Raw genomic sequence first — 22,344 nt, forward strand, 5'->3', positions numbered from 1 at the left:
ATGACACGTAACGATTTCTCTACCTATTTAGAGATAGGCGAAGCAATTTCTATCTTTGAATTGAATAACTGTGATTGTTTAAATCATGACGGATTTAGAGAACCAACATCAAACTACGCAATTTATTGCGGCAATTGTTAACAGCGATAACCTGCAACAAGCAGAAGCATTAACAACCCAACTGAGCGCCCAAGATCGTATTTTTCTTGAAGCCGTGGGAGAGTTTGACAAGGTGCGCGAGTTTGTCGGGACTCCCGAACATATTCTCGGCAGTCCGGCGACGAAACACGGGGAAATTGCCGAGCAAGTAGAAGTGGGAATTCATAATGCTAAATCGCTTTTACAGGGAGTGCGATCGCACGCCACGTTTGAAGGGGTGGGGAGAACGGCACCGGAAGATTATTTAATCGATGGCGTTCAAGTTCAATCTAAATTTGTTAACGGGATTGGTAATAGTTTGGATCGAGTGCTCGATCACATGAGAAAATACGACTATTTTGGTCGACAGGATTCATATTATCATATTCCTAAAAATCACTACGAAACGATCGACAAAATCTTAAACGGTGAATCAGTTGAAGGGGTCAGTAGCCGACTGGCGCGAAACGTACAAGAAAAAGCGCAAAAAATTGAAGAGCTTTCCGGTCACTCTTTCAAACAAACTGTTAAACCCGCATATTCCAATTATGAAGATGTTCGGATTGATAAAGTTGAGGATACATTAGCACGGCGACAACGGGAATTAAAAGAAGAAAATGAAAATATTAAGGACTCCATTAGCGATCGCGCCCAACCTAACTTAGGGGATGTCGGTCGAGTTGCCCTCAAAGGGGCAGTATTGGCGGGGAGTATGCGATTTTCCCTCCAAATTTATGCTAAATACAAACAAGGGAAAAATGTTTTTAAGGGCGAACTTTCCCGAGAAGATTGGCAAGAAATTGGCCTCGATACGGTCAAAGGGGGTGCGCTAGGTGGGGTGTCGGCGACGGCAATTTATGGGTTGACAAATTTTGCGAATCTCTCAGCTCCCTTGGCGGGGGCTTTTACCAGTGCGACTTTAGAAATTGCGAGTTTAATAGGTCGTTTGAATTCCGGAGGAATTACGGGCGATCGCTTTGTAGAATTAAGTTTATTTGCCTGTGCGGATTCGGCGATCGTGGCGGCGGGAGCAATCCTCGGACAAGCGATAATTCCGATTCCCATGGTGGGTATCGTTATTGGCGCGATCGCGGGTCGCATGGTGACGGATATTTGCAAAAATTTATTAGGACAAGAGTCTTCTGTTATTGAAAAAATTGAAAAGTACGATCGAAATTCTATCGCGACTGTTGACCGAGAATATCGCGCGATCGTCGCCGATGTTTTGGTTAAATACGAACGATTGGGCAACTTGGCTCAAGCCGCTTTCGATCCAGCTTTAAACTTAGAATTGAGGTTGCAAGCGAGTATCGAATTAGCGGAGGCTTATGAAGTTGCCGATGATGAGATTCTTCACAATATTGATGAATTAGATGCGTTTATGTTGGGTTGAGTGACAACAACTATAGGCAAAAAGAGAAAGGATAGCTTGACATTGACTTGCCTGTTACACGAGCAAATCGGCGCTAAGATCATCCCTATTTTTCCATTCGAGTCGATCGCCCCTACCAGGGATTGCCAATCGTTGTGAACGCCGACCAATAATAAGGATGGGATAAAGTGCGATCGCCCCGGTTGGCAATTTCTTCGGGTAACGGTAACTGACCCGATTCCCCAGTCCCGACTAACTGACCGTTTTCGATGCGAACTTCGCCGCGAATCATCGCCAACTGGGCGCGGCGCAACGCCTCCGCCTTAATCGGCGCCCGATCTAACTGACGGTAAAACTCGGTCATTAAACTCAACGTCCCTTCATCGCTGACGTACCAGAGAGACGCTACGGCGGTTTTAACCCCCGCTTGGAACGCTAACCCCGCAAAACCCAATTCTGCCTGTTCGTCGCCGAGAGCGGTGCGACAGGCGCTGAGGACGAGCAGTTCGACTGGGGGATCGTTCCATCCCAATTCGCGCAATTGGTCTAAGCCCAATTTGGTATCCCACAATTGAATGTAAGAATTCCCCGGTTCGCCGGAGAGGAACTGACCGTGAGTAGACAGGTGAATGGCGCCGTAGCGTCCTTGTTCTCGTTGTTTCTTGAGATTTTCTAAGGTAAACTGTTCGTTGAGATAATATTGACCGGACCATAACTCGGTGGCGATCGCCCGAATCTCGGTCGGAACTGCCGGGAGGTCGCTGAGTTCCGAGAACTCCGACGCCCCCATCGCCAGCACTTGAGTCCCTTTGACGGTTCCGTAACGGGTATCGGTCAGACTCAAACTCGGCATCAGTCCGACGCTGTAGCGTTCGATGACAAATCCTTCGCCGTCGTGCAACGCCGCCATCGGCAGCGATCGCAACCCCGTATCCATAATAAACACTAAATTATCGATCTCGCGCGCGTCGAGATCGGCTTGCAACGGTGCGATAATCCAATCGTATAATTGGCGGGAAGCTTGTAAATAACTGTCGGTGTTGCGCTTGCGAGCATTAGTGATTTCCCCTTGCAATCGGCGTGCTTGTTCCATCACTTTCCCTCGGGTGACGCCGACGCGCGATCGCAGCGCCTTCCCGTCCGTAGTCACCAAGACTAAATCTAACTCGTCGCTGTCCTCATCGGCGCCACTGTAGGACGGGACGAAATTGACGTAAATCAAGGCAGGTTTGACCCCGGTCGCCTCCTCGACCCGATGCAAAATATTGCGCGCCTCACTCAAGCTGACTACTTCGCCAGAGGACGAACTCGTTTCCCCTTGTTGGCTGAAATATTGTGCCACTTCTTGGGTGTAGGCGCGATCGATCTCTTCCATTCCCGGATCGACTTCCACCCTCGAAACATCTTCGGTGACGTTGCGATACTCCATATCCTCCGCCGGGATCTCTTCTTCTTCTAAGGTTTCCCCTTGTAAGGCGGCGCTGACTTCCCCCTCTTGAGGGAAGGAATTCGAGGTTTGCGAACCTGTAGAACTCTCGGAAACTGTGGGATTCTCTGTATCGATGTCTACCGAGTCGATCGCCTCGGCAGATTCTACCTCGACCGGATCGATCGCGATCGGAGGGGCGATCGCCTCATTCACACTATCGGTGACATTATCTGTCGCCGTTTCCGTATCTGTCGCCGTTTCCTCTACAACCGCATCCTCCGGCGCCGTTTGTGGCGCGTCCGTCTCGCCGACTCCCGGTTGTGGCGCTTCCGGACTCTGAGGTTCGGCGATCGTCGGTTCCCCGAATTGCGCCGCGACTTCCTCCACTGTAGGACTTTCCGGCGAGGTAATCTCCCCGGCGGGTTCGAGTTCTGTCGGTGTTCCCGGAGGAACGATCGGATCTTCTACGGGTTCGATAACAGGCGGTTCTGGGGCCGTCGTCCGAACGGTGATATTCCCTTGAGTAAAGGTTTGAGGCGGGAAGGGAATCGCAAACGTGGGTAAAATCGTATCTTCCGGTCCAAATCCGGCGGTAATCGCCCCTGCAGTCCCGTTGAGGGTCGGATCGCCCACAGTAAATAACATATTTTCATCGCCGCCGTGTTGGAGGGCGATCGCCCCACTGCCCACACCCCCTTGAGATGAAATACTCGAAACGGTGCCATCTTGCGCCGTAAAACTATCGGTAATTCGGATCGACTCCGACGCCACCACGTCGATCTCGCCACCGCGACCGGAGACGCTTTCGGCGCGAATGGACGCAATATTAATCGTTTCCGGGTCAACTTTGACCGAACCCGCATCCCCACTGACCGAACTCGTATCGATATTGCCCGTGGTAATATCAACGGGCGCCGTCAGCGACACCGGACCGCCATCGCCACTATTGGCGCTACTGAGTAAGTCTCCAGTCAGCAAGCTACCATTGTTTCCCGTACTGTTGAGGGTCATCGGTCCGCCATCGCCGATCGCCGATCGCGTATCGATCGCCCCCGTGGTAATATTTCCCGACGCACTCAGGGAGACGGCCCCGCTACTGGCACTGTTTGCGGAGGTTAAAATACCTCCGGTGAGGATCTCCGTCGCCGCTACAACAGAAACCGCACCCCCCGGGGTTCCCGCTTCTGTCGTACGGGTATCGATTCCCCCGAGAACCGTCACTGCGTCGCGATTACTCGTCAACCCCACATCGCCGCCGTTGCTGACGATCCGCTCGATCGCGATCGCGCCCTCTACATTCAGATCCACCCTTCCCGTCGTCGTCAGCGCGTTTAAAGTGGTCGTCGAGCTCCCTTGTTCTTGAATGAAACTGCTGGCGGCGATCGATCCCAAGGCGTCTACATTATTCGCACTTTCAATCGTTAAAATTCCCAACGCTTCCGTCGCGCCAACCTCCCCGGCAAATAAAATATTCCCCAGTCCTGCATTGAGAGTTAAATCCGCATTTCCGTCGAGACGGTCTCCAAACTCAATATCGGCGCCATTACTTTCTAACCGGGTCTCCCCAATTAAGCTGACCGGATCGTTGTAAACTTGTCCCTCACCTCCCGTGGTGGTCACCGTCCCCGAAAGTTCGGTGGTTCCGCCAGTATCCGTTAAAATTCCCAACGCTTGCAGGTTTCCGGCGAACTCGGTGACGCCGCTACTGTTGGCGCGTAAAATTCCCAAGGGACTGTTACCGAGAAACCCTAAAACGAAGATATTGCCGATCCCACTGTCTAGGGTCAGATCCCGCGCCCCTTGCAACTGACCGAGTAAGCGAATGTCTCCCAAACCCGTCCCGGTGGAAATAAGCAGATTGTTCCCCAGGGTAATCGCGCTATTTTCTCCTCCCAAAGTGATATCGCGATCGGCGCTGAGGAGATCGGCGTTGAGGGCGATATTGGGCGCGCTGAGGCTTAAAGTAGCGTCGTCTGTTCCTTGCAAGATCCCGTTGACGGCGATCGCCCCGAACGGGGATTGTAAGACCACCGGATCGAAGAAAGTCGCACCATTGGGGGCGATCGCGATCGCCCCACTGCCATCGCCGCGACCGATGACGATCTCACTAAATCCATCTTGCAACGCGACCAGATCGGTGGCGGTCAAGTCCAAACCACTGGTCTGTTGGGTTCCTCCGATCGCGATCGGTTGGCTACTGGTAAACGGTTGCAACTGCACTCGTCCCGTTCCCGAGACCAAGCCATCAAAGGTTAATTCATCTCCAGTTAAAACAATATTTCCCAAGAGAGAAACATTCCCCTCATAGGTCTGTCCCGCGCTTCCAGTGGTGGTTACGTCGCCGTTGAGTTCGCTGGTTCCGGCGCCGGAAACGGTCAGACTGCTGGCGGTGACCGTACTCCCGAACCGTACCGTCCCCCCGGAATTGACCGTGAAGTTGCCGACGGGGATATTATTCCCGATCGCGCGATCGAAGTTGACGGCGGCGGTTCCAGAATCGACGCTTAACGGGTTATTGCCATCGACTGTACTGCTAAATGTAATGACTTGGTTGTTACTGTTCAGGCTAGCATTACCCGTCAGCTCCACCCCATCGTTATAGGTTTGTCCTGTCGTCCCGGTTGTAATGATATTGCCGGAAATTTCGGTGCTGCCTTCGGCATCGGTTTCGACGCTGGCAGCTCGGATGTTGCCGAGTTGGGTCACCCCACTGCTATTCACTTGTAGGTTGCCGAGAGGTTCGCCATTCCCGAGGTCGCCATTCAAGCTCACGTCACCCGTTCCGGCGCTGACAGTTAAATCTTGGCTGCCATTGACTGTACTGTCAAACGTAATGTCGGCATCTTGACTGGTGAGGGCGATCGCCCCGAGTAATTGCACCGCATCGCCATAGTTTTGTCCCGTCGCTCCGGTTGTCGTGACATTTTGGCTCAGTTCCGTCGTCCCTCCGGCATCCGTTGACACGCCAGTGGCATTGACCGTGCCTGCGATCGCCGTCGTACCGCTACTGTTGATTTGCAGTTGTCCCAGGGGGGTTATATTGCCGAGATTGCTGTTAAACGTAACATTCCCCGTTCCGGTAGAGACCGTTAAATTTTGGCTACCATCGACGCTATTGTTAAACGTAATATCGGCATTGTTACTGCTCAGACCCGCATTGTCCGTGAGTTGGACGGGTTCGTTATACGTCTGTCCGGTGGTTCCACTTGTCGCCACAGTGGCGCCGAGTTCGATGCTGCCTGCACCGTCAGTTTGCAAGCCTCCCGCATTGAGATTGGCGTTGATGCGCGTGACGCCACTGCTGTTGAGTCGGACGCTTCCGAGAGGGCTGGAACTGCCGACATTTGCATTAAAGTTGAGATCTCCACTTCCGGCGGTTAAAGTGAGATCGCTATTGCCGTTCACGATCGCGTTAAAGGTAATGGTTCCGCCCGCGCCTTCGATCGCGATCGCGCTATCGGAGGCCAGTTGAATCGGCATATCGAAGGTCAGATCGCGATCGTTGGTGGCGATATTGCCCAAAATTAAGGTGTTGGCACTGTCGAATACGATTTCGCCGCCGACTCCGTTCGGGGAACGAGTATCGATCGTGGCCGTACTAAAATCAATCGTACCCTCGGCACTCGATAGGCTGACTTCCCGTCCGGGATTGGCGATGTTTCCCGTCGTGAGATTATTATTGGCTTCGAGGGCGATCGTGGCGTCGTCTTCTCCCGTGAGGGTGACCCCGGAGGTATCGATCGCCCCGGCTTGGATCGAGGTCGGATCGCTCAAGGTGACATCGCTGAGGGCCGTGAGGGTGCCGTTACTGTCGTTCCGTCCGATCGTCACGCTGCTGAATCCGTCGGCGATCGCCTCTAAATCCGTCGTCGTCAGGCTCAAACTGCCCGCCACATTCGCCGCCCCCCCGAGTTCGATATTGCGGTTCGGGTCGCGCGGTTGCAGGGTTAAAGTCCCCCCCGGACTGCGTATACTATCGAGGCCGCCGTTGAGGTCGATTTCGTCTCCAGTCAGGTCGATCGCGCTGTTATTACTAGCATCCACCCCCCCAGTAATTGTCAACGTGGTGGCGGCGTCGAGGGCGATCGCCTCTCCCGTTCCCCCAGTCGAGCCTGTTCTGACCTCCAGCGTGGAAATCGCCCCGTTATCGCTGGTTATACTTACCGAGCCGCCCCCCGTGGTTCCCGTCGTGTCGATGGTTTCGTTGATGGTAACATCGTTAGCGGCATCGATCGTGATGTCACCTCCGGGTCCGTCGTTGGAGAAGGTTGCGAAAAATACATCGGCGACCGTACCACCGACGGCGATCGCCCCTTCGTTACTGGTCAGCGTCACCGTAGCCCCCGGCCCGACTTCACTGCTGCCGAAGATCTCCCCAATCGTCACGTCGCCCAATCCCGTCACCGTTATATTTCCGGCGGTTCCCGATCCGGAATCTGCATATACATCGGTAACGCTGACACTGCCGTTGGTACTGACAATCTCGATCGAACCACTGGCGGTTAAGTCGCCACTGCTAATGATGTCCCCCAATACGGAAATATCATTATTCGCCTGTAAGCTAACGTTACCCCCCGTATCTCCGTTAACTACTCCAGCAAAAATACGTCCGTCGATCGCGATCGCGCCATTATTACTGGTAATTTCGACATCCCCACTGACAGTCCCCGTGGTATTAATAGAAGTCCCTGCTACTTCGGCAATATTAATATCTCCATCGCCAATCACCGTTACCGAACCGCCATCCCCACCAACAGCATTCGTTTGTACCGTACCTAAGTCGATCGCCCCATTCGGTGCATTAACAGAGATCGGACCGCCATCTCCTTCGTTGGAAGTGTCTAGCCTTCCCTGGGTTCCATCGATATTGCCATTATTACTGGTTATCTCAATGGTTCCAGAGGCAGCAACAAGAGTGGCGATCGTGATATCCTGGTTAGCCAGTAATTCGATCGATCGACCAAAGATCGTTCCCCCGGTCGTGGCGATCGTCCCCGTTCCAACAGGAACTTGTAGGGTTACTGGCGAGAAAAAAGAGGCATCGCCACCAAGAGTCAGAGTTCCACTCCCATCCGCCCGTCCGATCGTAATCGAGGCAAAATCTCCCCAAATATTGTCTACCTCAGTTTCGGTCAGATAGACAAGCGCCGAATCTCCAGCCCCTCCCACTTGGAAATTGAGGGCGGGTGTTTCCGGTTGAATGATTAAATTGCCCGTTCCCAACAATTCAGGGGTGCCAAAACCCGGATCTAAATTAATCTCATCCGCCGTCAGGGTTAGATTACCCGTTCCCGCATCCACCGTATCCGCAATGGAAAGATCTTCTGCAGTGGAACTCGTTGCGGACATATTGATATTTCCATTCTGAGATTGAATTAAACCAAAGGTGGATATGCCTGGAAAGGTATCACTCGTCCCTGTTAAGTTGATTTCGCCACCTTCGGAATCGATCGATCCGGTCGCTAATAGTCCGGGATTGGTAATTGCAATCCCCGTAAGGTTAATGCTTCCGCCGCCGGAAAGAATCGTCCCTTCGATCCGAAGTCCCTCAAAAGAGGTACTCGTTCCTACCATCGAAATCGCACCGCCTTGAGAATCGACGATCGCATCGATCCAAATTCCCTGACTCTGGATCGTTCCGCTTCCTTCTCCCAGAAAATCGATCGCCCCCCCACCGGAATCGAGATCGCCGTTAATTTGGATCCCTACTCCCGTCAAACTGTCCCCCTCAATCGTCAGGTTTCCGCCTCCAGTCGCAATGGTATTGTTCACGATTACTTGACCCTCACCATCGCCGTCGGTATCGCCAATTAAAAATAAGTTGAGTAAATCTCCCCCCGGGGTACTATCTTCGATCGTGCCATCAATGGTAATCGTATTCGCCGCTTCTAAGCGGAGGGTATTATTTCCCGTCCCGTCAAAATCCAGAATGGTTCCATTGACTAGAGTAATATTCCCGTCTTGGGTTCCCCCGGTTCCCGTAGAAACGATCACGGTCGCGCCATCGGTCAACGCAGCAATCAGGTCGTTGACATCTAAGTTGGCATTGTCCCCGGTTGCGGTAAACGGGTCGATCGCCGTATCTATATTAAATGTAGTGGTCGCGGCGATCGTGATATTGTACGGGTCGATCAGCCAAGTTCCCCCTTGTCCCGTCGGGGAACTCACATCCGGCGGATTGGCCACGTCGAGAAAACCCGCGCTACTGGTTTCGACAAAGCCACCATCTCCCGACGTTCCGCCGCCACGGGCGCTGATGTTGCCGTAAATGCGCGTGGTGCGATCGGACCAGACGATCGCCTCTCCTCCGCTTCCCGAGGCGATCGCGTCGGCGCGAACCTGACTCCCTGCATCGATAAACGTGAGGTCGGCATTCGGTAAAGTTCCCAATCCTTTATACTCGCCGCCGATCCAAACCGTCCCGCCGCCGAAGCTTCCAGAAGCATCGATCTCACTGGCGATCGTCCCGATTTGGGTTCCTAAAATTGTGATTTGTCCCCCGGTCGTTCCGGAAGCGTCCACGGTTCCGGAAATCAGGGTCGTTCCCTCCCGAGTCGGCGCGTCTACCGTGGAACCGGACAGGCGAATACTGCCATTTTCATTGACCGTAATCTGGTTAGCATGGTGCAATCCGCCCCCAGTCAGCAGTTGGGGTAAATTGGTCGGGTCGGTACCCGGTAAGTCCGGGCGATCGAGTTCCAAACTGAGTAAGTGTCCCGGTTGTGAGAGGCGAACCCTACTCTCTCCGGGAACGGAGGCGATCGTAATTTCCCCACCCGGGGCGGATAAGGTACCCAGATTGAGGACGCTACCCCCGAGTAAACCGAGTTGGTGTCCTTCGGGTACGCTTAAGATGCCAAAGTTGGCGATCGCCCGGGGCAATCCTTCAAAGGAAAAGGCGTTAGGATTTCCGACTAAACTGCTGTAATTTGGGTCGCCAATCTGGTTAAACCAGCCCTTTTCAAATCCGATTCCCGTGGCGGTAGTGGCGGTGAAATCTCCCGGAACATTGAGGCGTGCGTCCGTTCCGAAAACGATTCCCGCCGGGTTCATTAAAAATAAGTTAGATGAACCTCCGGTAATTTGAATTAAGCCGTTAATTATGGAAGGATTGCCGCCATTAATTCGACCTAAAATGTTTAAAATCTCGGGATGGGATTGAAAGTTAGCAATTTGATTCGTGTCGAGTCCAAATTCGCTAAAACTGTGAAAGAGATTGCTCCCGTCCGGCGATCGCCGTCCGCCGTCAATGGTGAAGGTTTGACCGTCTCGATCGACCGTGGTTCCAGTTCCGTCAGTATTTGGGGTGATTTGGGCGTTTCCGGCTTGTGGCAGGAGTAAACCGAGGAATAACACCGAAAGTCCCAGGGATTTAGAAGGATGAGGGGCTTTAAGTTCTAATGCTTTCAAGATTTTTAAAGAAATTGAGCGATCGATGTCATTCATCGTTAATACCCCTTCCTATCTTTTTCTCCAATTGAAGATAATTGCTCGATCGGAGTTCCCTAAGAATTGTCCGGTTTCTGTAGGCAATCTACGCAGATTCTAGTCCTATTATATAAACCGATCCCTTAAATGCACAGAAATAGGGGTTTGGCAACCAAACCCCTACTTGCTACAATAGAAAAGCTGCTCCGCTCCCTGTGGTGCGAGCAAGATGTCTGCTTTTCTTACTTAATACTATTCTTTGTGAAAGCTTAAAAAATAACCAGAGAGATGTGTATCTCTCTGGTTAAGACTCTCGATAATCTTATGTAAGACTACATAAGTTACAATTTCGTGCCACACTCCGGACAGAAACTGTTCGTCGAGACATTTTTCGCCCCGCAATGGCTGCAATAGACTAACTCCGTGGCTCGATCGAGCTTTTGGCGTTCCGGCAATCCCAACATCTGGGAATTGCTCTTACCCGGCGCCACCATGGGATAGCAGTTTTCATTCCGAGTCACGCGCACGTCGAGAATCATCGGGCCTTTGTGAGCGAGCAATTCGGCGATCGCCCCCGGCAGTTCCTCCCGTTGGGTCACGACCTTCCCTTTCATCCCGTATGCCTGACAGAACAAGGGAATATCGGGCATCCCCACTTCCATGTTGGACGCAGAATAGCGCTCGCCGTAGAACGTTTCCTGCCACTGGCGAACCATCCCTTGCCAACCGTTATTGAGGATCATCACCTTAATATCGATCCCGTATTGAGCGATCGTGCCGAGTTCTTGCAAGTTCATCTGGAAACTGGCATCGCCACTAATACAGATCACCTGCTCGTCCGGTAGCGCCACTTTGGCACCCATCGCCGCAGGCACCCCGAAGCCCATGGTTCCCAATCCCGCACTGGAAATCCAGCGACGGGGCTTGTTCTTCAAGAACTGAGCCGCCCACATCTGGTGTTGGCCGACATCGGTGGTGTAATAGGCATCCGGCGCCTGCCGTCCGATTTCGACGATCGCCTCTTGCGGCGACAAACTATCCGCATGTTGCGGTACGCTCAACGGATAATCTTCACTCCAGCGCTTAATCCGCGCCAACCAATCCGCCGTGCGCGTGCGATCGACCGCATCGCCCAATTCGTGGCAGCGTCGCAACAAATCCACCAGCACCTGGCGCACGTCGCCGACAATCGGCACGTCTGGCGCCCGATTCTTGCCGACTTCTGCCGGGTCGATATCGATATGAATCACTTTCGCCCGCGAAGCGAATTCGTCCAGTTTTCCAGTGACGCGATCGTCAAACCGCGCCCCCACCGCGATCAGCAAGTCGCACTCGCTCACCGCAAAGTTCGCATAGGCGGTGCCGTGCATTCCCAACATGCCCACGGAGAGGGGATGTTGTTCGTCAAACGCTCCCAACCCCATCAACGTCGTCGTTACGGGGATATTGAAATGCTCGGCCAGTTCTTGAATTTCCGCATGAGCGCCGGAAGAAATCGCCCCACCGCCGACGTACATGAGCGGGCGTTCGGCTTGGGCGAGCAGGTGAACTGCTTGGTTGATCTGGCGCGGGTTGCCTTTCACCGTCGGGCGGTATCCGGGCAATCGAATGCTTCCCGGTTCCACGGGAATGTAGTCGAACTCTTCCAAGCCCACATCTTTCGGCACGTCGATCAACACCGGACCCGGTCTTCCCGTGCTGGCGATGTGGAAAGCTTCCGCAACCACCCGCGCCATATCCCGAGGATCGCGCACTACGTAGGAATGTTTGACAATCGGCAGGGTAATCCCGAAAATATCCGTTTCTTGGAAGGCGTCGGTTCCGATCGCGTCGCGCGGGACTTGCCCGGTAATCACCACTAAAGGAATCGAATCCATATGCGCGGTGGCAATTCCCGTCACCAGGTTGGTCGCCCCCGGTCCGGACGTGCCGAAGCAAACTCCGACTTTCCCCGTGGCGCGGGCGTAACCGTCCGCCGCGTGGGCGGCACCTTGCTCGTGCCGCACGAGGATGTGTTGCATCTCCCCGGCGGCTTCAAAGCGATATAACTCGTCGTAAATCGGCAGGATCGCCCCACCGGGGTAACCAAAGATATGTTTGACCCCGTGGCGCTTCAGGCTGTCAATCAATGCATACCCACCCGTGCGGCGAGTGGGTTGTAAGGATGTTGTTTGTGCTCTTTCGGCTGGGCTTTGCGAAATCACGTCAAACCTCTCGATCGATTCGTCAAGCGTCTTCTCTAATCATGCCGTAAGAATTAGGGGCTTTGCAGTTTTTGTTGGCTCGATTTTATATTTCCGGCGATCGCCCCGATCGGCGATCGCCGATCCCCACTCCCTCAAACTTGAGATTTCCTGGGTTTTAGCCCGATAATCATTCTTATTATTTAGATTACGAAAGATTACGAACGTCTCTCTCGATTCCCACTCGGCTCGACATTGCCACGATTGGAGCCAGTTTCCACCCCCTAGTTTTAAACATTCTCCCCCTAGGACCTGCCGGGAATCGCAGGATTTCGAGATTTTTGTCAAGCCCCGATCGCGCCCTGGGAAACCGCGCCCGTCATCGCCGCCCGGATCCGACGGATCGAACTACTCCGAGTCAACAATCGATCGCACTTTCGCTTACAGGTTCCGCGATCGTCGCGACCGGAATGCCTGACAGATCGGTCCGGCGGCTCCCAACCTGGCCGGAGCCAGAATGGCGCGCGATCGCATCGTTCCCGCCTTAGTCAAGCCCGCTTTAGCGCTAACGTAAGGTGTTAGATCTTTGCCGACTTTTCACGCCCATGCTGCTCATTTTTCTCGCCCTGCTTGCCTTTTACGTCGCCTGGAACCTCGGGGCCAACGACGTCGCCAACTCGATGGGAACCTCCGTCGGCTCCAAAGCGATTACCTTGCGCCAAGCCCTGGCGATCGCCGGAATCTTAGAACTGAGCGGCGCGGTCTTATTCGGCGGGCGCGTCTCCAAAACCCTCGCCACCAGCATCGTCGAGGGCGATCGCTTCGCCGAAACCCCCTATCTCCTGCTCGCGGGCATGGTCTCGGTCATGCTCGCTTGCGGCATTTGGCTGCAAATCGCCACCAGTCGCGGCTGGCCCGTCGCGTCCTCTCATGCCGTCGTCGGAGCCCTAGCCGGGTTTAGTGCAGTCGCCGCAGGCTGGGGCGCCGTAGACTGGAGGACGATCGCCACGATCTCGATCGGCTGGATCCTCACCCCGGCCATCAGTGCCGCGATCGCCGCCTGCTTCTACACCCTCGTCAAGCGCTGGATTTTAGACCATCCCCATCCCCTCCAACAACTGCAAGAATGGATTCCCTGGCTCAGTGCCGCCCTCTTGGGGATTTTCGGGGCGATCGTCTTGCCCGAGATCGTCGAACCCCTGCGCCAGTGGCTCCAAGTTCGTTTCGCCATTGCCATTCCAGCCCACAACTTGCCCGTCTTCGTCGGCAGTGTCGCCGCCGTCTCCCTGTGTTGGGTAAGCTGGCGACAACTCGATCGCCTGCCCGAGACCCCCGCCGACGTTTCCCCCGACGGCGAATCGCGCTTCGACTCCCGGATCGAACGACAACTCGCCCGGTTTCAAGTCCTCAGCGCCTGTTTCGTCGCCTTCGCCCACGGATCCAACGACGTCGGCAACGCCGTAGCGCCCTTAGCGACGATCGCCTATATCCGGCGCACCGGATTCGTTCCCCAAGGAGACTTTCACGTTCCGGTGTGGGTGTTACTCGTCGGCGGGTTGGGCATCGTCGCGGGGTTGGCCGTTTGGGGTAAAAAGGTGATCGGTACCGTCGGCGAGCGGATCGTCGCCTTACAGCCGAGTAGCGGCTTTTGTGCCGAACTCGCCACCGCCACCACCGTATCGATCGCCTCGCGCTTGGGCTTGCCCGTCTCCACCTCTCACGCCCTCGTCGGCGGCGTCATCGGTATCGGCTTGGCCTCCGACTGGCGATCGATTCGATGGGCGACTTTGCGAGGAATTTTCCTCGCGTGGCTGATTACAGTTCCCATTGCTGCTATTCTAGGAGCCAGCATTTTTTCAATCGTGCATCTTCTATAAGTACTCCGGGAGCCTTTCGCAACAGACTCTCCGGGAACTAGAGAAGACTTGAGGCTTTTCTCCGCGATTCAGGGTTAGTTATCTGCAAAAACCCTCGTCTCGTCGCGATCGCAGCGACTGCCCGACCTGGAAATCGGGCTCGATGGCGTTCGCGGATCGTCTCCGTCGGCGTAGCCGCCCCGAAGGGGCTAGGAGAATCGCCGTGTTCGTGGCGCCGTTCATTTGGGCAGTCTGAAAAACGAGGAACTCCCATCGGCGATCGCCGAATCCGGGTTGGGAAACCCCCGAGAGGGGTCTCGAAACCTAGCCATCTGGGTCTAGCTTGGATAAAATGACCGCAAAATTCTCTCGAATTCAAGGGAGCCGAGCCAGACGATCGCCGTCGAGACCATTCACGGATTACCCATTTCTCTAGAATAAGTTTCTCTAGAATTAGACCCAAAATTCAAGTTAACGTAAGACCAATGCCGATCCAGCCTGAATTATGTTTTTTGACCACCGATAAGCAAGAGGTTAGACAATAATGGGGCAACTGGACAATCGACCGGAAAACTCAGAAACACCCGACCGTCAGGACATGGATCGTCTCGTGTCCGCGATGACCCAAGAGATTAGAGAAATCCAGCATAATCTGCTCGTTCAGTTGACTCAGGACATGGCTCGACTGGAGGCGGAGAAAAACCGTCTGCGCAGTGAAATCGACCAATTGCAAGGCCAACAGCAACGGTTGCGATCCCAGCAATATCAAGCCGTCGGTCGCCAGCAAATCGTCCAACAGCAGCAGTGGACGAAGCATCTAGCTCAAGTCATGGCCTCTCAACTGCAAGAGGAATTGAGCGATCGCCTCAAACACCTGGCCGCGAGTCCCACTCCCCAACCCTTACCGGGGACTGCTTCCACCGCGAGTACCCATGCGCCTTCTCCTCCCCCGAGCAGCTATAACGACAATGCTTATCGGCTGCTGGCTTCCCTGGATACGACCCTCAACACGACCTTTAAGACCTTACAGCAAGAACTCAGTAGCTATCAAAGCTCTCTGTCCCAACAGCTCAATCGGATGCACTCCTTGCAACAACAGGGAGAAGCGGTTTTAGAAACCCTCGTCGAGCGTCTGATCGCTCAACTGCAAGAAGATGCGGGTCAAGTCCATACTACGGCTGAGATTATTTCTCAGGGACAGCGTGCGATCCCGGGGGAGTCGGCTCCTTCAACGGGAGAGCGTCCCGAGGGCGATCGCCCCTCCCCGGCCCAAACCGCCCAACGGGCTACGGACAGACCCGCCCCTCAACCTGCCCCTCCCCCGGCTCCATCCGCCGATGGCGGCAAGTTCTTAACCGGGATTATTTTGATTTCGATTTCTTCCCTGGTGATTTCGATTCAAAATATCATTACCCGGGTGATTTTGAGCCTGCAACCCGTGATCTTTTTCGGAGAAATGGGCGGGATTATCGGACCGGGTCCGGGGAATTCCCTGTTGATTTTGGCGATGCGGATGCTGTTGGTGGTGCCCGGAATGGCGATCGTCGGCTCGATCCTGTATCCGAATACGTTTCGCGACTTGCGTCAACTCGCCAATCCCGAAAAACGCGGCTCGGTCTGGATTCCGGTATTGAGTGGCGTTTGTCTGTTTTTATCCCAGTTTTTCATCTATTTTGCCCTCGGCAATATCGCAACTGGGGTGGCGATCGCCATTTTCTTCGTCTTTCCAACGGTCACGATTCTTTTATCCTGGCTGATTTTCGGCTCGCGCCCGAGTTTTATTCTCGCCCTCGCCGCCGCCACCATTTATATCGGCTGTTTCTTGACTTTACCCCCCATCGCTTTCCAGGGAGGCGGTAGCAATAACATCTTGCTCGGTGCTTCTACTGCCTTGGCGTCCGGGGTCACCTTTGCCGGATACGTGATTTTGACGCAATTGAGCGCCAAGAAACTCAAATTGCACCCGGCTCCCTTTAGCGTCCTCAATTTTTCGGTCATTTTAGTCTTTTCGGTGGTCTTCTTGCGCTTGTTCCCCGCTCAAACCGACGGCGTCAACTGGTTTCATCTCTGGTTCGGTACCGTCCTGTTAGCTCTGACCACTCTGGTCGGTTACGCGCTCAATAATTTCGGCATTCCGATGATCGGCGCCGCCTTTGCTTCGGTGATTTCCGCCTCCGGTCCGGCCTTGACGAGCTTGCTCGCCGTCGCGATTATTAGTGAAAGCTTGGCCCTCAATCAATGGCTCGGCGTCATTATCGTCACCTTGTGGGTGATCGGGATTAGCGTCGATAACCTCACTCGCCAAAAACAAGCGCGAATGGCGGCAGCCAATCAAAATTCCCGCAACTGAATTTTGCCCTTTTTTGGCAGGCGATCGCCGGATTTCAATGACGCGCGATCGCCTCATCTACTAAATTTACCCTTAAGAAAACCCGGCGATTATTCCATAAAATCGCCGGGTTCGATTTTTGCCTTTGATTGAAACGGAGAGGGAGGGATTCGAACCCTCGTTAGAGTTGCCCCTAAACAGCATTTCCAGTGCTGCGCCTTCAACCACTCGGCCACCTCTCCACGAGACAAGTTATTTGATTTTTGCTCACAGGTTCATCATTGTAGCAGACCGCTCCGGGCGAAGCAAGGGAGTTGCCAAATTTTTTTGGCAACGTCTTTTGGCCAAAACTCCCCAATCTCTAGGCACGGACAACAGAAACGCCAGCCCGTCAGAGGTTGGCCAGCGCCAATTCAGTCCGCCAGCGTTCGCTTCTCAATCTAAAATCTAAACTCTAAAGTCTACAATTTGTCGTACTCTAGGCGAAAGACTGTTTGCTTCTCTGACCTGAATCGATTGAACCCATGACTCGTTCTTACACCGTCACCGTGCGCGATCGCCACACCGGGGAAACTTACACCCGGCAAGTGCCAGAAGACCGCTATATTTTGCAAAATCTCGAAAATCAAGGGGTCGAACTGCCCTTTTCCTGCCGTAATGGCGCCTGTACGACCTGTGCGGTCCGCATCCTCTCCGGGGAAGTAGACCAACCGGAAGCGATGGGACTGTCGCCGGAACTGAGGGCGCGCGGTTATGCCCTCTTATGCGTGAGTTATCCGCGATCGGATTTGGAAGTCGAAACTCAAGATGAAGATGAGGTCTACGAACTGCAATTCGGGCGTTATTTCGGCAAGGGAAAAGTGCGCGTCGGGTTGCCCCTGGATGAAGATTAGCCCGATCGCGATCGCCGTCGGGTTGGGGTTGGCGCTGGCAAGCTGTCAAGTCAGCGAAACCCCCTCGGGTCCGGTCGTCCAAGTCGATCGCGTCACGAGCGGACAGAGTGCTAGCTTAGTGCAGACGATCGGCGATCGCGGCTTCAATCCGGACGTGCGGGCGATCGGGATCGAAGCACCGGATCTCGACCAAGAACCTTGGGGGCCAGCCGCCCAAGAACGACTCGCCCAACTGGTCGGCGATCGCCCGGTGGTACTCGAATTCGATGTCGAACGGGAGTATTGTTACCGCGATCGCTGTCGCCAATTGGTTTATCTTTGGCAAGACGGCACCCTGATCAACGAACGACTCGTCAAAGAAGGCTACGTCTTAGCCAGCGCACGATCGCCCAATACCAAATACGCCGATCGCCTCGAACGCGCCCAACAGTGGGCTCGCATCATGGGTTTGGGCATTTGGAACCCCAAAAACCCGATGCGGCAAACCCCGAGAGAATTTCGCGCCAGCCAGCGCGAGGGGCGATCGCAATGGTAAGACTTGTAGGGGGGTAGCGTAAAGATGCTGTCCCCAGTCGCGATCGGCTCGTAAAACATGAACCAAAAACAACTGCAAATCTTCCTCGACGTCGCCACGGAAGCCGCCCTCGCCGGAGGCGCCGTCCTCCAATCCTATTGGGGCAATCTCGACAGCATCCAGGAAAAAGGACGACCCGGGGATCTCGTCACCGCCGCCGACAAGGAATCGGAACGGGTCGTCCTCGACGTCTTGACCCGTCATTTCCCCGATTGCGCGATTCTCGCCGAAGAAAGCGGCGCGATCGGGGGTAGCGATACCCCCTACCTCTGGGCGATCGACCCCCTCGACGGCACCACTAACTTCGCCCATCAATATCCCGATTTTGCCGTTTCGATCGGCCTACTCGTCGAAGGAGTGCCCCACGTCGGCGTCATTTACGACCCCTTACACGACAAGCTGTTTCGCGCCGGGATCGGATTGGGCGCCACCTGCAACCGTCGCCCGATTCGAGTGTCTCAAACCGCCGAACTCGCTCATTCTCTCCTCGTCACCGGGTTCGCCTACGATCGCCGCGAAACCGCCGATAACAACTATGCGGAATTTTGCCATCTCACCCATTTAACCCAAGGAGTACGCCGTTCCGGATCCGCCTCGATCGACCTGTCTCGCGTCGCCTGCGGTCAACTCGACGGCTATTGGGAACGGGGGTTATCCCCGTGGGATCTGGCGGCGGGGATCGTCCTGGTGCGCGAAGCGGGGGGGCGCGTCACCGCTTACGACGGCAGTCCCTTCGCGATCGAGTCCGGGCGGATTTTAGCCACCAACGGTCACTTACACGAGCCGTTATCTCGGGAACTGCAACAGATACGACCTCTGGAGGGCTGGGCGAATCCCGTGGCGGAGGCGATCGGTTAAGGGGGCGATCGCCCACCCTTTCTCGATTCCGCGTTTCTGGCGAGGACAGTGTTCTCCCCAGAACAGTAAACTAGAAATCAAGTCAATGCCAGGGGATTGGGATGGCAAACTATGTCTTTTAAAATCGAGCACGGTCTGTTTAAATTTGATTTTACCGACCACCACGCGATTTTGGGCGTTCCGTTAGACGCCGAGTTTAACGACATCCGCAAGCGCTACATGAAAATCGCCCGGAGTTTGCATCCGGATAGTTTCCAGACGGATAACCCTTCGGACAAGCAAATGGCCAGTCAAATTTTTTCCAAACTGGTCAATCCGGCTTATGCCAAGTTGTCGAGCGATCGCAACCGCGCCGAACACGATGTCTTACTCGGGATGATGGGCAAACGCCTCGTTCAAGAACGGGATAAAATCCAGCTCAAAAGCCAAGCGGCGACGGAGTTAATGAAAAGCCGCAATCTCGATGAGGATTACAAAAAGGCGATCGCCCAAATTGCGAAAGACCTCTATCACTCCCTCTCGGGAAGTAAAAAGCAAATCGCCCAACTGAGCGAACTCAATCTCGTTTACTTGCTTCGCAAGGAAAGCGAAGGCGGCGGACTCGGGAAGAAAAAACGGGCGAAAGCACAACCCCAACCTAAACCCGAGCAGCCCGATTCGCCGCCTTCCGGGGAAAGCCCAGAAGACACGAACACCTCGCCGACTTCTCCCAAATCCGCGAAAATCGCCGACTATTGCCGTCGGGCCGAGGAATTCATGGAAGCGGGGAATCTGACTCAAACGGTCGTCGAATTGAAAGAAGCCCTCAAACTCGACCCGAAAAACAGTCAAATTCATGGTTTATTAGGGATGGCTTATGTGAAGCAAAACCAGATCACGATGGCGAAGGTTCACATCAATCAAGCCCTGAAACTCAATCCTCAAGAGTCAATGGCCAACGAGGCTAAAAAAGAGTTGGTCAAGCAGTCGAAGAAATCGGCGAAAAAACAAGAGAAAGGCTCTGCTCTTGCCGGATTTTTGAATAATCTGTTTGGTGGGAAGAAAAAATAATGGTTCATCAACCCCCGGCAGGGGCGCGGGATCTTCTGCCCCTCGATGTCGCCCAAAAACGCTGGATTGAAAATCGTCTGCGCTCGGTGTTTCACGCCCACGGCTATCACCGGATCGTAACTTCGACCCTGGAACGGCTCGATACCCTGATGGCTGGGGGGGCGATCGATGCCTCTACCCTGATTCAGTTGCAGGAAACCGACGAAGAGATCCCCTTGGCCCTGCGCCCGGAAATTACGGCCTCGATCGCCCGCGCGGCGGTTACGCGCATGGCGGGGGTCACCTATCCCCAGCGCCTTTACTACAATGCCAATGTCTTTCGGCGCGAGTCTCAAGCCCCTCACGGCTCCCAACAGGAGTTTTATCAGGCGGGGGTCGAACTGCTCGGCGCGGGGGGCGTTCTCGCCGATGCGGAGGTGCTGTTTCTGTTGGCGAATTGCTTGCAAGCTCTCGGACTGACGGGCTGGCGCCTGGTGTTGGGTGAGGCGGGCCTGACTCGCTCCCTGCTCTCGGAGTTTTCCGAAACCCTACGCCCCAAGGTGCGCTCGGCGATCGCCCATTTGGATCGGGTCGCCCTACACCACCTCCCCCTCTCTGACGCCCAACGCGAACGCGCCCTCTTTTTATTCGATTTGCGCGGGCGTCCGGGGGATGTCCTGCAACGGGTGGCTCAATTGCCCCTCGACGCGCAGCAACAGCAAAGTCTGGAAAATCTCAAGTCTCTGGTCGATTTACTGGCAGAAGCCTCGACCGGGCAAAAGGGCGCCAGTCTCGGACCGGACAACTTAATTTTAGATTTGAGTTTGATCCAACCCCTCGATTATTACACCGGGATCGTCTTTGAAGCGGTTGTCGCCAGCGACGGCTACGCCAAAGTTCTCGGTCAAGGGGGCCGTTACGATCGCTTGTTGGCGCTTTACGATCCGGAAGGGGACATGACTCCCGGGATCGGTTTTGCCCTCAATCTCGAAGATCTCCATCGCGTTTTACTCCCCACGGGCCAACTCCCGGCGCAAACGCCTACGAGTGATTGGCTGGTCGTCCCGACGGGCGATCGCGCCGCCACCGCCGCGTTTGTTTACGCCCGCCAGTTGCGCGAGGGCGAACCCTCTACTCGCGTCGAACTCCAGTTGGATCCGGCGGAGGATGCCGAAACCGTGCGTCAATGGGCTGCCGATCGCGCGATCGCCCGCATCGCTTGGGTCGAGGCGGACGGTACGGCGCAAGTCGAAACCGTATCCCCCGCTTAACGGCGATCGCCCGTCAGACTCGCCCGGGCTTCGTCCCCGACGGACAACCCCCCCGATCGCCGTCGCAAAACGTCGAGCAAGGTTTGGAAGGTTTCCGGTAAGGGGGCGATCGCCGCGATCGTCTCTCCCGTCACCGGATGTTCCAAGGTCAGCCGCCAAGCGTGCAAGGCTTGACCCGTCAGCCTCACTCCCGGCGATCTCCCTTTGCTGTAAATCGGATCGCCGACGATCGGATGTCCCAAATGGGCGCAGTGTACCCGAATTTGATGGGTGCGTCCGGTTTCGAGTTGAAAGTACATTAATGTATAATTCCCCAGTCGCTCTCGCACTTGCCAGTGCGTGACTGCGCGGCGCCCGCCTTTTTCGACGGGGACGACTGCCATTTTTTTGCGATCGCCCGGATGCCGACCGAGAGGCGCATCGACCGTACCGCGTTCGGTTTTCGGCGCGCCGTAGACGATCCCGAGGTATTCCCGGCGGGCAGTTTTGGCTTTGATTTGCCTTTGCAGGTGCGCCAAAGCACGCTCGGTTTTGGCGATCGCGATCGCCCCGGTCGTGTCTTTGTCCAGGCGGTGGACGATCCCCGGACGCCGTTCGCCCCCAATCCCTTGCAAGTCCGGACAATGGGCGAGTAAGGCGTTGACGAGGGTATCGTTCGCATGTCCGGCGGCGGGATGGACGACGAGATCCGCCTGTTTGTCGATTACGAGCAGTTCGGCGTCTTCGTAAAGGACGCTCAGAGGGATATCCGGATCGGGGATTAAATCGACGGGTTCCGGGTCGGGAATCGTCAAGGTGACGCGATCGCCTGCCCGTACCATCTCCCGTTTGGCGGTACAGGGACTGTCGTTGAGGCGCACGCAGTTTTCGGCGATCAGTTGCTGGATGCGCGATCGCGACAAGTCCGCCAGGCGATCGGCCAAATAGCGATCCAGTCGTTCTTTCTTTCCTTCGACCTCTAATTGAATTTCTCTCACAATTCTA

11 protein-coding genes and 1 tRNA gene are annotated in these 22,344 nt (G+C 54.9%); 8 read left to right on the top strand and 4 right to left on the bottom strand.

What is annotated here, in order from left to right:
* Nucleotides 1-85 precede the first annotated feature (85 nt).
* Nucleotides 86-1,531 (top strand): hypothetical protein, encoded by a 1,446-nt coding sequence (locus HCG48_RS10600; RefSeq protein WP_168569135.1) that lies wholly within the window; start codon nucleotides 86-88, stop codon nucleotides 1,529-1,531.
* Between the two features lie 112 nt (nucleotides 1,532-1,643).
* Here HCG48_RS10600 and HCG48_RS10605 read toward each other — a convergent pair whose 3' ends face one another.
* Together HCG48_RS10605 and ilvB are read right to left on the bottom strand one after the other, a co-directional pair.
* Nucleotides 1,644-10,385 (bottom strand): CHAT domain-containing protein, encoded by an 8,742-nt coding sequence (locus tag HCG48_RS10605; RefSeq protein WP_168569136.1) that lies wholly within the window; start codon nucleotides 10,383-10,385, stop codon nucleotides 1,644-1,646.
* 323 nt (nucleotides 10,386-10,708) lie between these two features.
* On the bottom strand, nucleotides 10,709-12,571 hold the full coding sequence (ilvB, locus tag HCG48_RS10610; protein WP_168569137.1) for a biosynthetic-type acetolactate synthase large subunit: 1,863 nt from the start codon (nucleotides 12,569-12,571) through the stop codon (nucleotides 10,709-10,711).
* 584 nt (nucleotides 12,572-13,155) lie between these two features.
* Here ilvB and HCG48_RS10615 point away from each other — a divergent pair.
* Together HCG48_RS10615 and HCG48_RS10620 are read left to right on the top strand one after the other, a co-directional pair.
* Entirely contained in the window at nucleotides 13,156-14,427 is a 1,272-nt protein-coding gene (locus HCG48_RS10615; RefSeq protein WP_168569138.1) for an inorganic phosphate transporter, read from the top strand.
* 523 nt (nucleotides 14,428-14,950) lie between these two features.
* Nucleotides 14,951-16,756 (top strand): DMT family transporter, encoded by a 1,806-nt coding sequence (locus HCG48_RS10620; protein WP_168569139.1) that lies wholly within the window; start codon nucleotides 14,951-14,953, stop codon nucleotides 16,754-16,756.
* Between the two features lie 134 nt (nucleotides 16,757-16,890).
* On the opposite strand, the gene HCG48_RS10625 is transcribed toward HCG48_RS10620, so the two are convergent.
* Nucleotides 16,891-16,977, bottom strand: a tRNA-Ser gene (locus HCG48_RS10625).
* A 282-nt stretch (nucleotides 16,978-17,259) separates the two neighbouring features.
* Here HCG48_RS10625 and HCG48_RS10630 point away from each other — a divergent pair.
* The 5 genes from HCG48_RS10630 (at nucleotide 17,260) to HCG48_RS10650 (ending at nucleotide 21,360) form a co-directional block, all read left to right on the top strand.
* Nucleotides 17,260-17,628 carry a 2Fe-2S iron-sulfur cluster-binding protein gene (locus HCG48_RS10630; protein ID WP_168569140.1) on the top strand — a complete coding sequence of 123 codons (369 nt, stop codon included), beginning with the start codon at nucleotides 17,260-17,262 and terminating at the stop codon, nucleotides 17,626-17,628.
* Entirely contained in the window at nucleotides 17,618-18,163 is a 546-nt protein-coding gene (locus tag HCG48_RS10635; RefSeq protein ID WP_168569141.1) for a thermonuclease family protein, read from the top strand. The genes HCG48_RS10630 and HCG48_RS10635 overlap by 11 nt, the downstream gene beginning before the upstream one ends.
* A gap of 57 nt (nucleotides 18,164-18,220) precedes the next feature.
* A complete protein-coding gene (locus HCG48_RS10640; RefSeq protein ID WP_168569142.1) occupies nucleotides 18,221-19,060 on the top strand; it encodes an inositol monophosphatase family protein in 840 nt (279 codons plus the stop codon).
* 111 nt (nucleotides 19,061-19,171) lie between these two features.
* Nucleotides 19,172-20,110: a J domain-containing protein gene (locus HCG48_RS10645; protein WP_168569143.1), complete on the top strand. Its 939-nt coding sequence runs from the start codon at nucleotides 19,172-19,174 to the stop codon at nucleotides 20,108-20,110.
* On the top strand, nucleotides 20,110-21,360 hold the full coding sequence (locus HCG48_RS10650) for an ATP phosphoribosyltransferase regulatory subunit (protein WP_168569144.1): 1,251 nt from the start codon (nucleotides 20,110-20,112) through the stop codon (nucleotides 21,358-21,360). Before HCG48_RS10645 ends, HCG48_RS10650 begins: the two co-directional genes overlap by 1 nt.
* Here the strand turns inward: HCG48_RS10650 and HCG48_RS10655 are convergent.
* Nucleotides 21,357-22,337 (bottom strand): RluA family pseudouridine synthase, encoded by a 981-nt coding sequence (locus tag HCG48_RS10655; protein WP_168569145.1) that lies wholly within the window; start codon nucleotides 22,335-22,337, stop codon nucleotides 21,357-21,359. The two genes, HCG48_RS10650 and HCG48_RS10655, sit on opposite strands and share 4 nt — an antisense overlap.
* Nucleotides 22,338-22,344: the final 7 nt, after the last annotated feature.

It is taken from the genome of Oxynema aestuarii AP17 (genome assembly GCF_012295525.1).
Classification (GTDB): domain Bacteria; phylum Cyanobacteriota; class Cyanobacteriia; order Cyanobacteriales; family Laspinemataceae; genus Oxynema; species Oxynema aestuarii.

Bases quoted from the DNA above. Each gene is read 5' to 3' on its own strand.
- HCG48_RS10600 (WP_168569135.1), top strand. From the start codon at position 86: ATGACGGATTTAGAGAACCAACATCAAACTACGCAATTTATTGCGGCA.
- HCG48_RS10605 (WP_168569136.1), bottom strand. From the start codon at position 10,385: ATGAATGACATCGATCGCTCAATTTCTTTAAAAATCTTGAAAGCATTA.
- HCG48_RS10615 (WP_168569138.1), top strand. From the start codon at position 13,156: ATGCTGCTCATTTTTCTCGCCCTGCTTGCCTTTTACGTCGCCTGGAAC.
- HCG48_RS10620 (WP_168569139.1), top strand. From the start codon at position 14,951: ATGGGGCAACTGGACAATCGACCGGAAAACTCAGAAACACCCGACCGT.
- HCG48_RS10630 (WP_168569140.1), top strand. From the start codon at position 17,260: ATGACTCGTTCTTACACCGTCACCGTGCGCGATCGCCACACCGGGGAA.
- HCG48_RS10635 (WP_168569141.1), top strand. From the start codon at position 17,618: ATGAAGATTAGCCCGATCGCGATCGCCGTCGGGTTGGGGTTGGCGCTG.
- HCG48_RS10640 (WP_168569142.1), top strand. From the start codon at position 18,221: ATGAACCAAAAACAACTGCAAATCTTCCTCGACGTCGCCACGGAAGCC.
- HCG48_RS10645 (WP_168569143.1), top strand. From the start codon at position 19,172: ATGTCTTTTAAAATCGAGCACGGTCTGTTTAAATTTGATTTTACCGAC.
- HCG48_RS10650 (WP_168569144.1), top strand. From the start codon at position 20,110: ATGGTTCATCAACCCCCGGCAGGGGCGCGGGATCTTCTGCCCCTCGAT.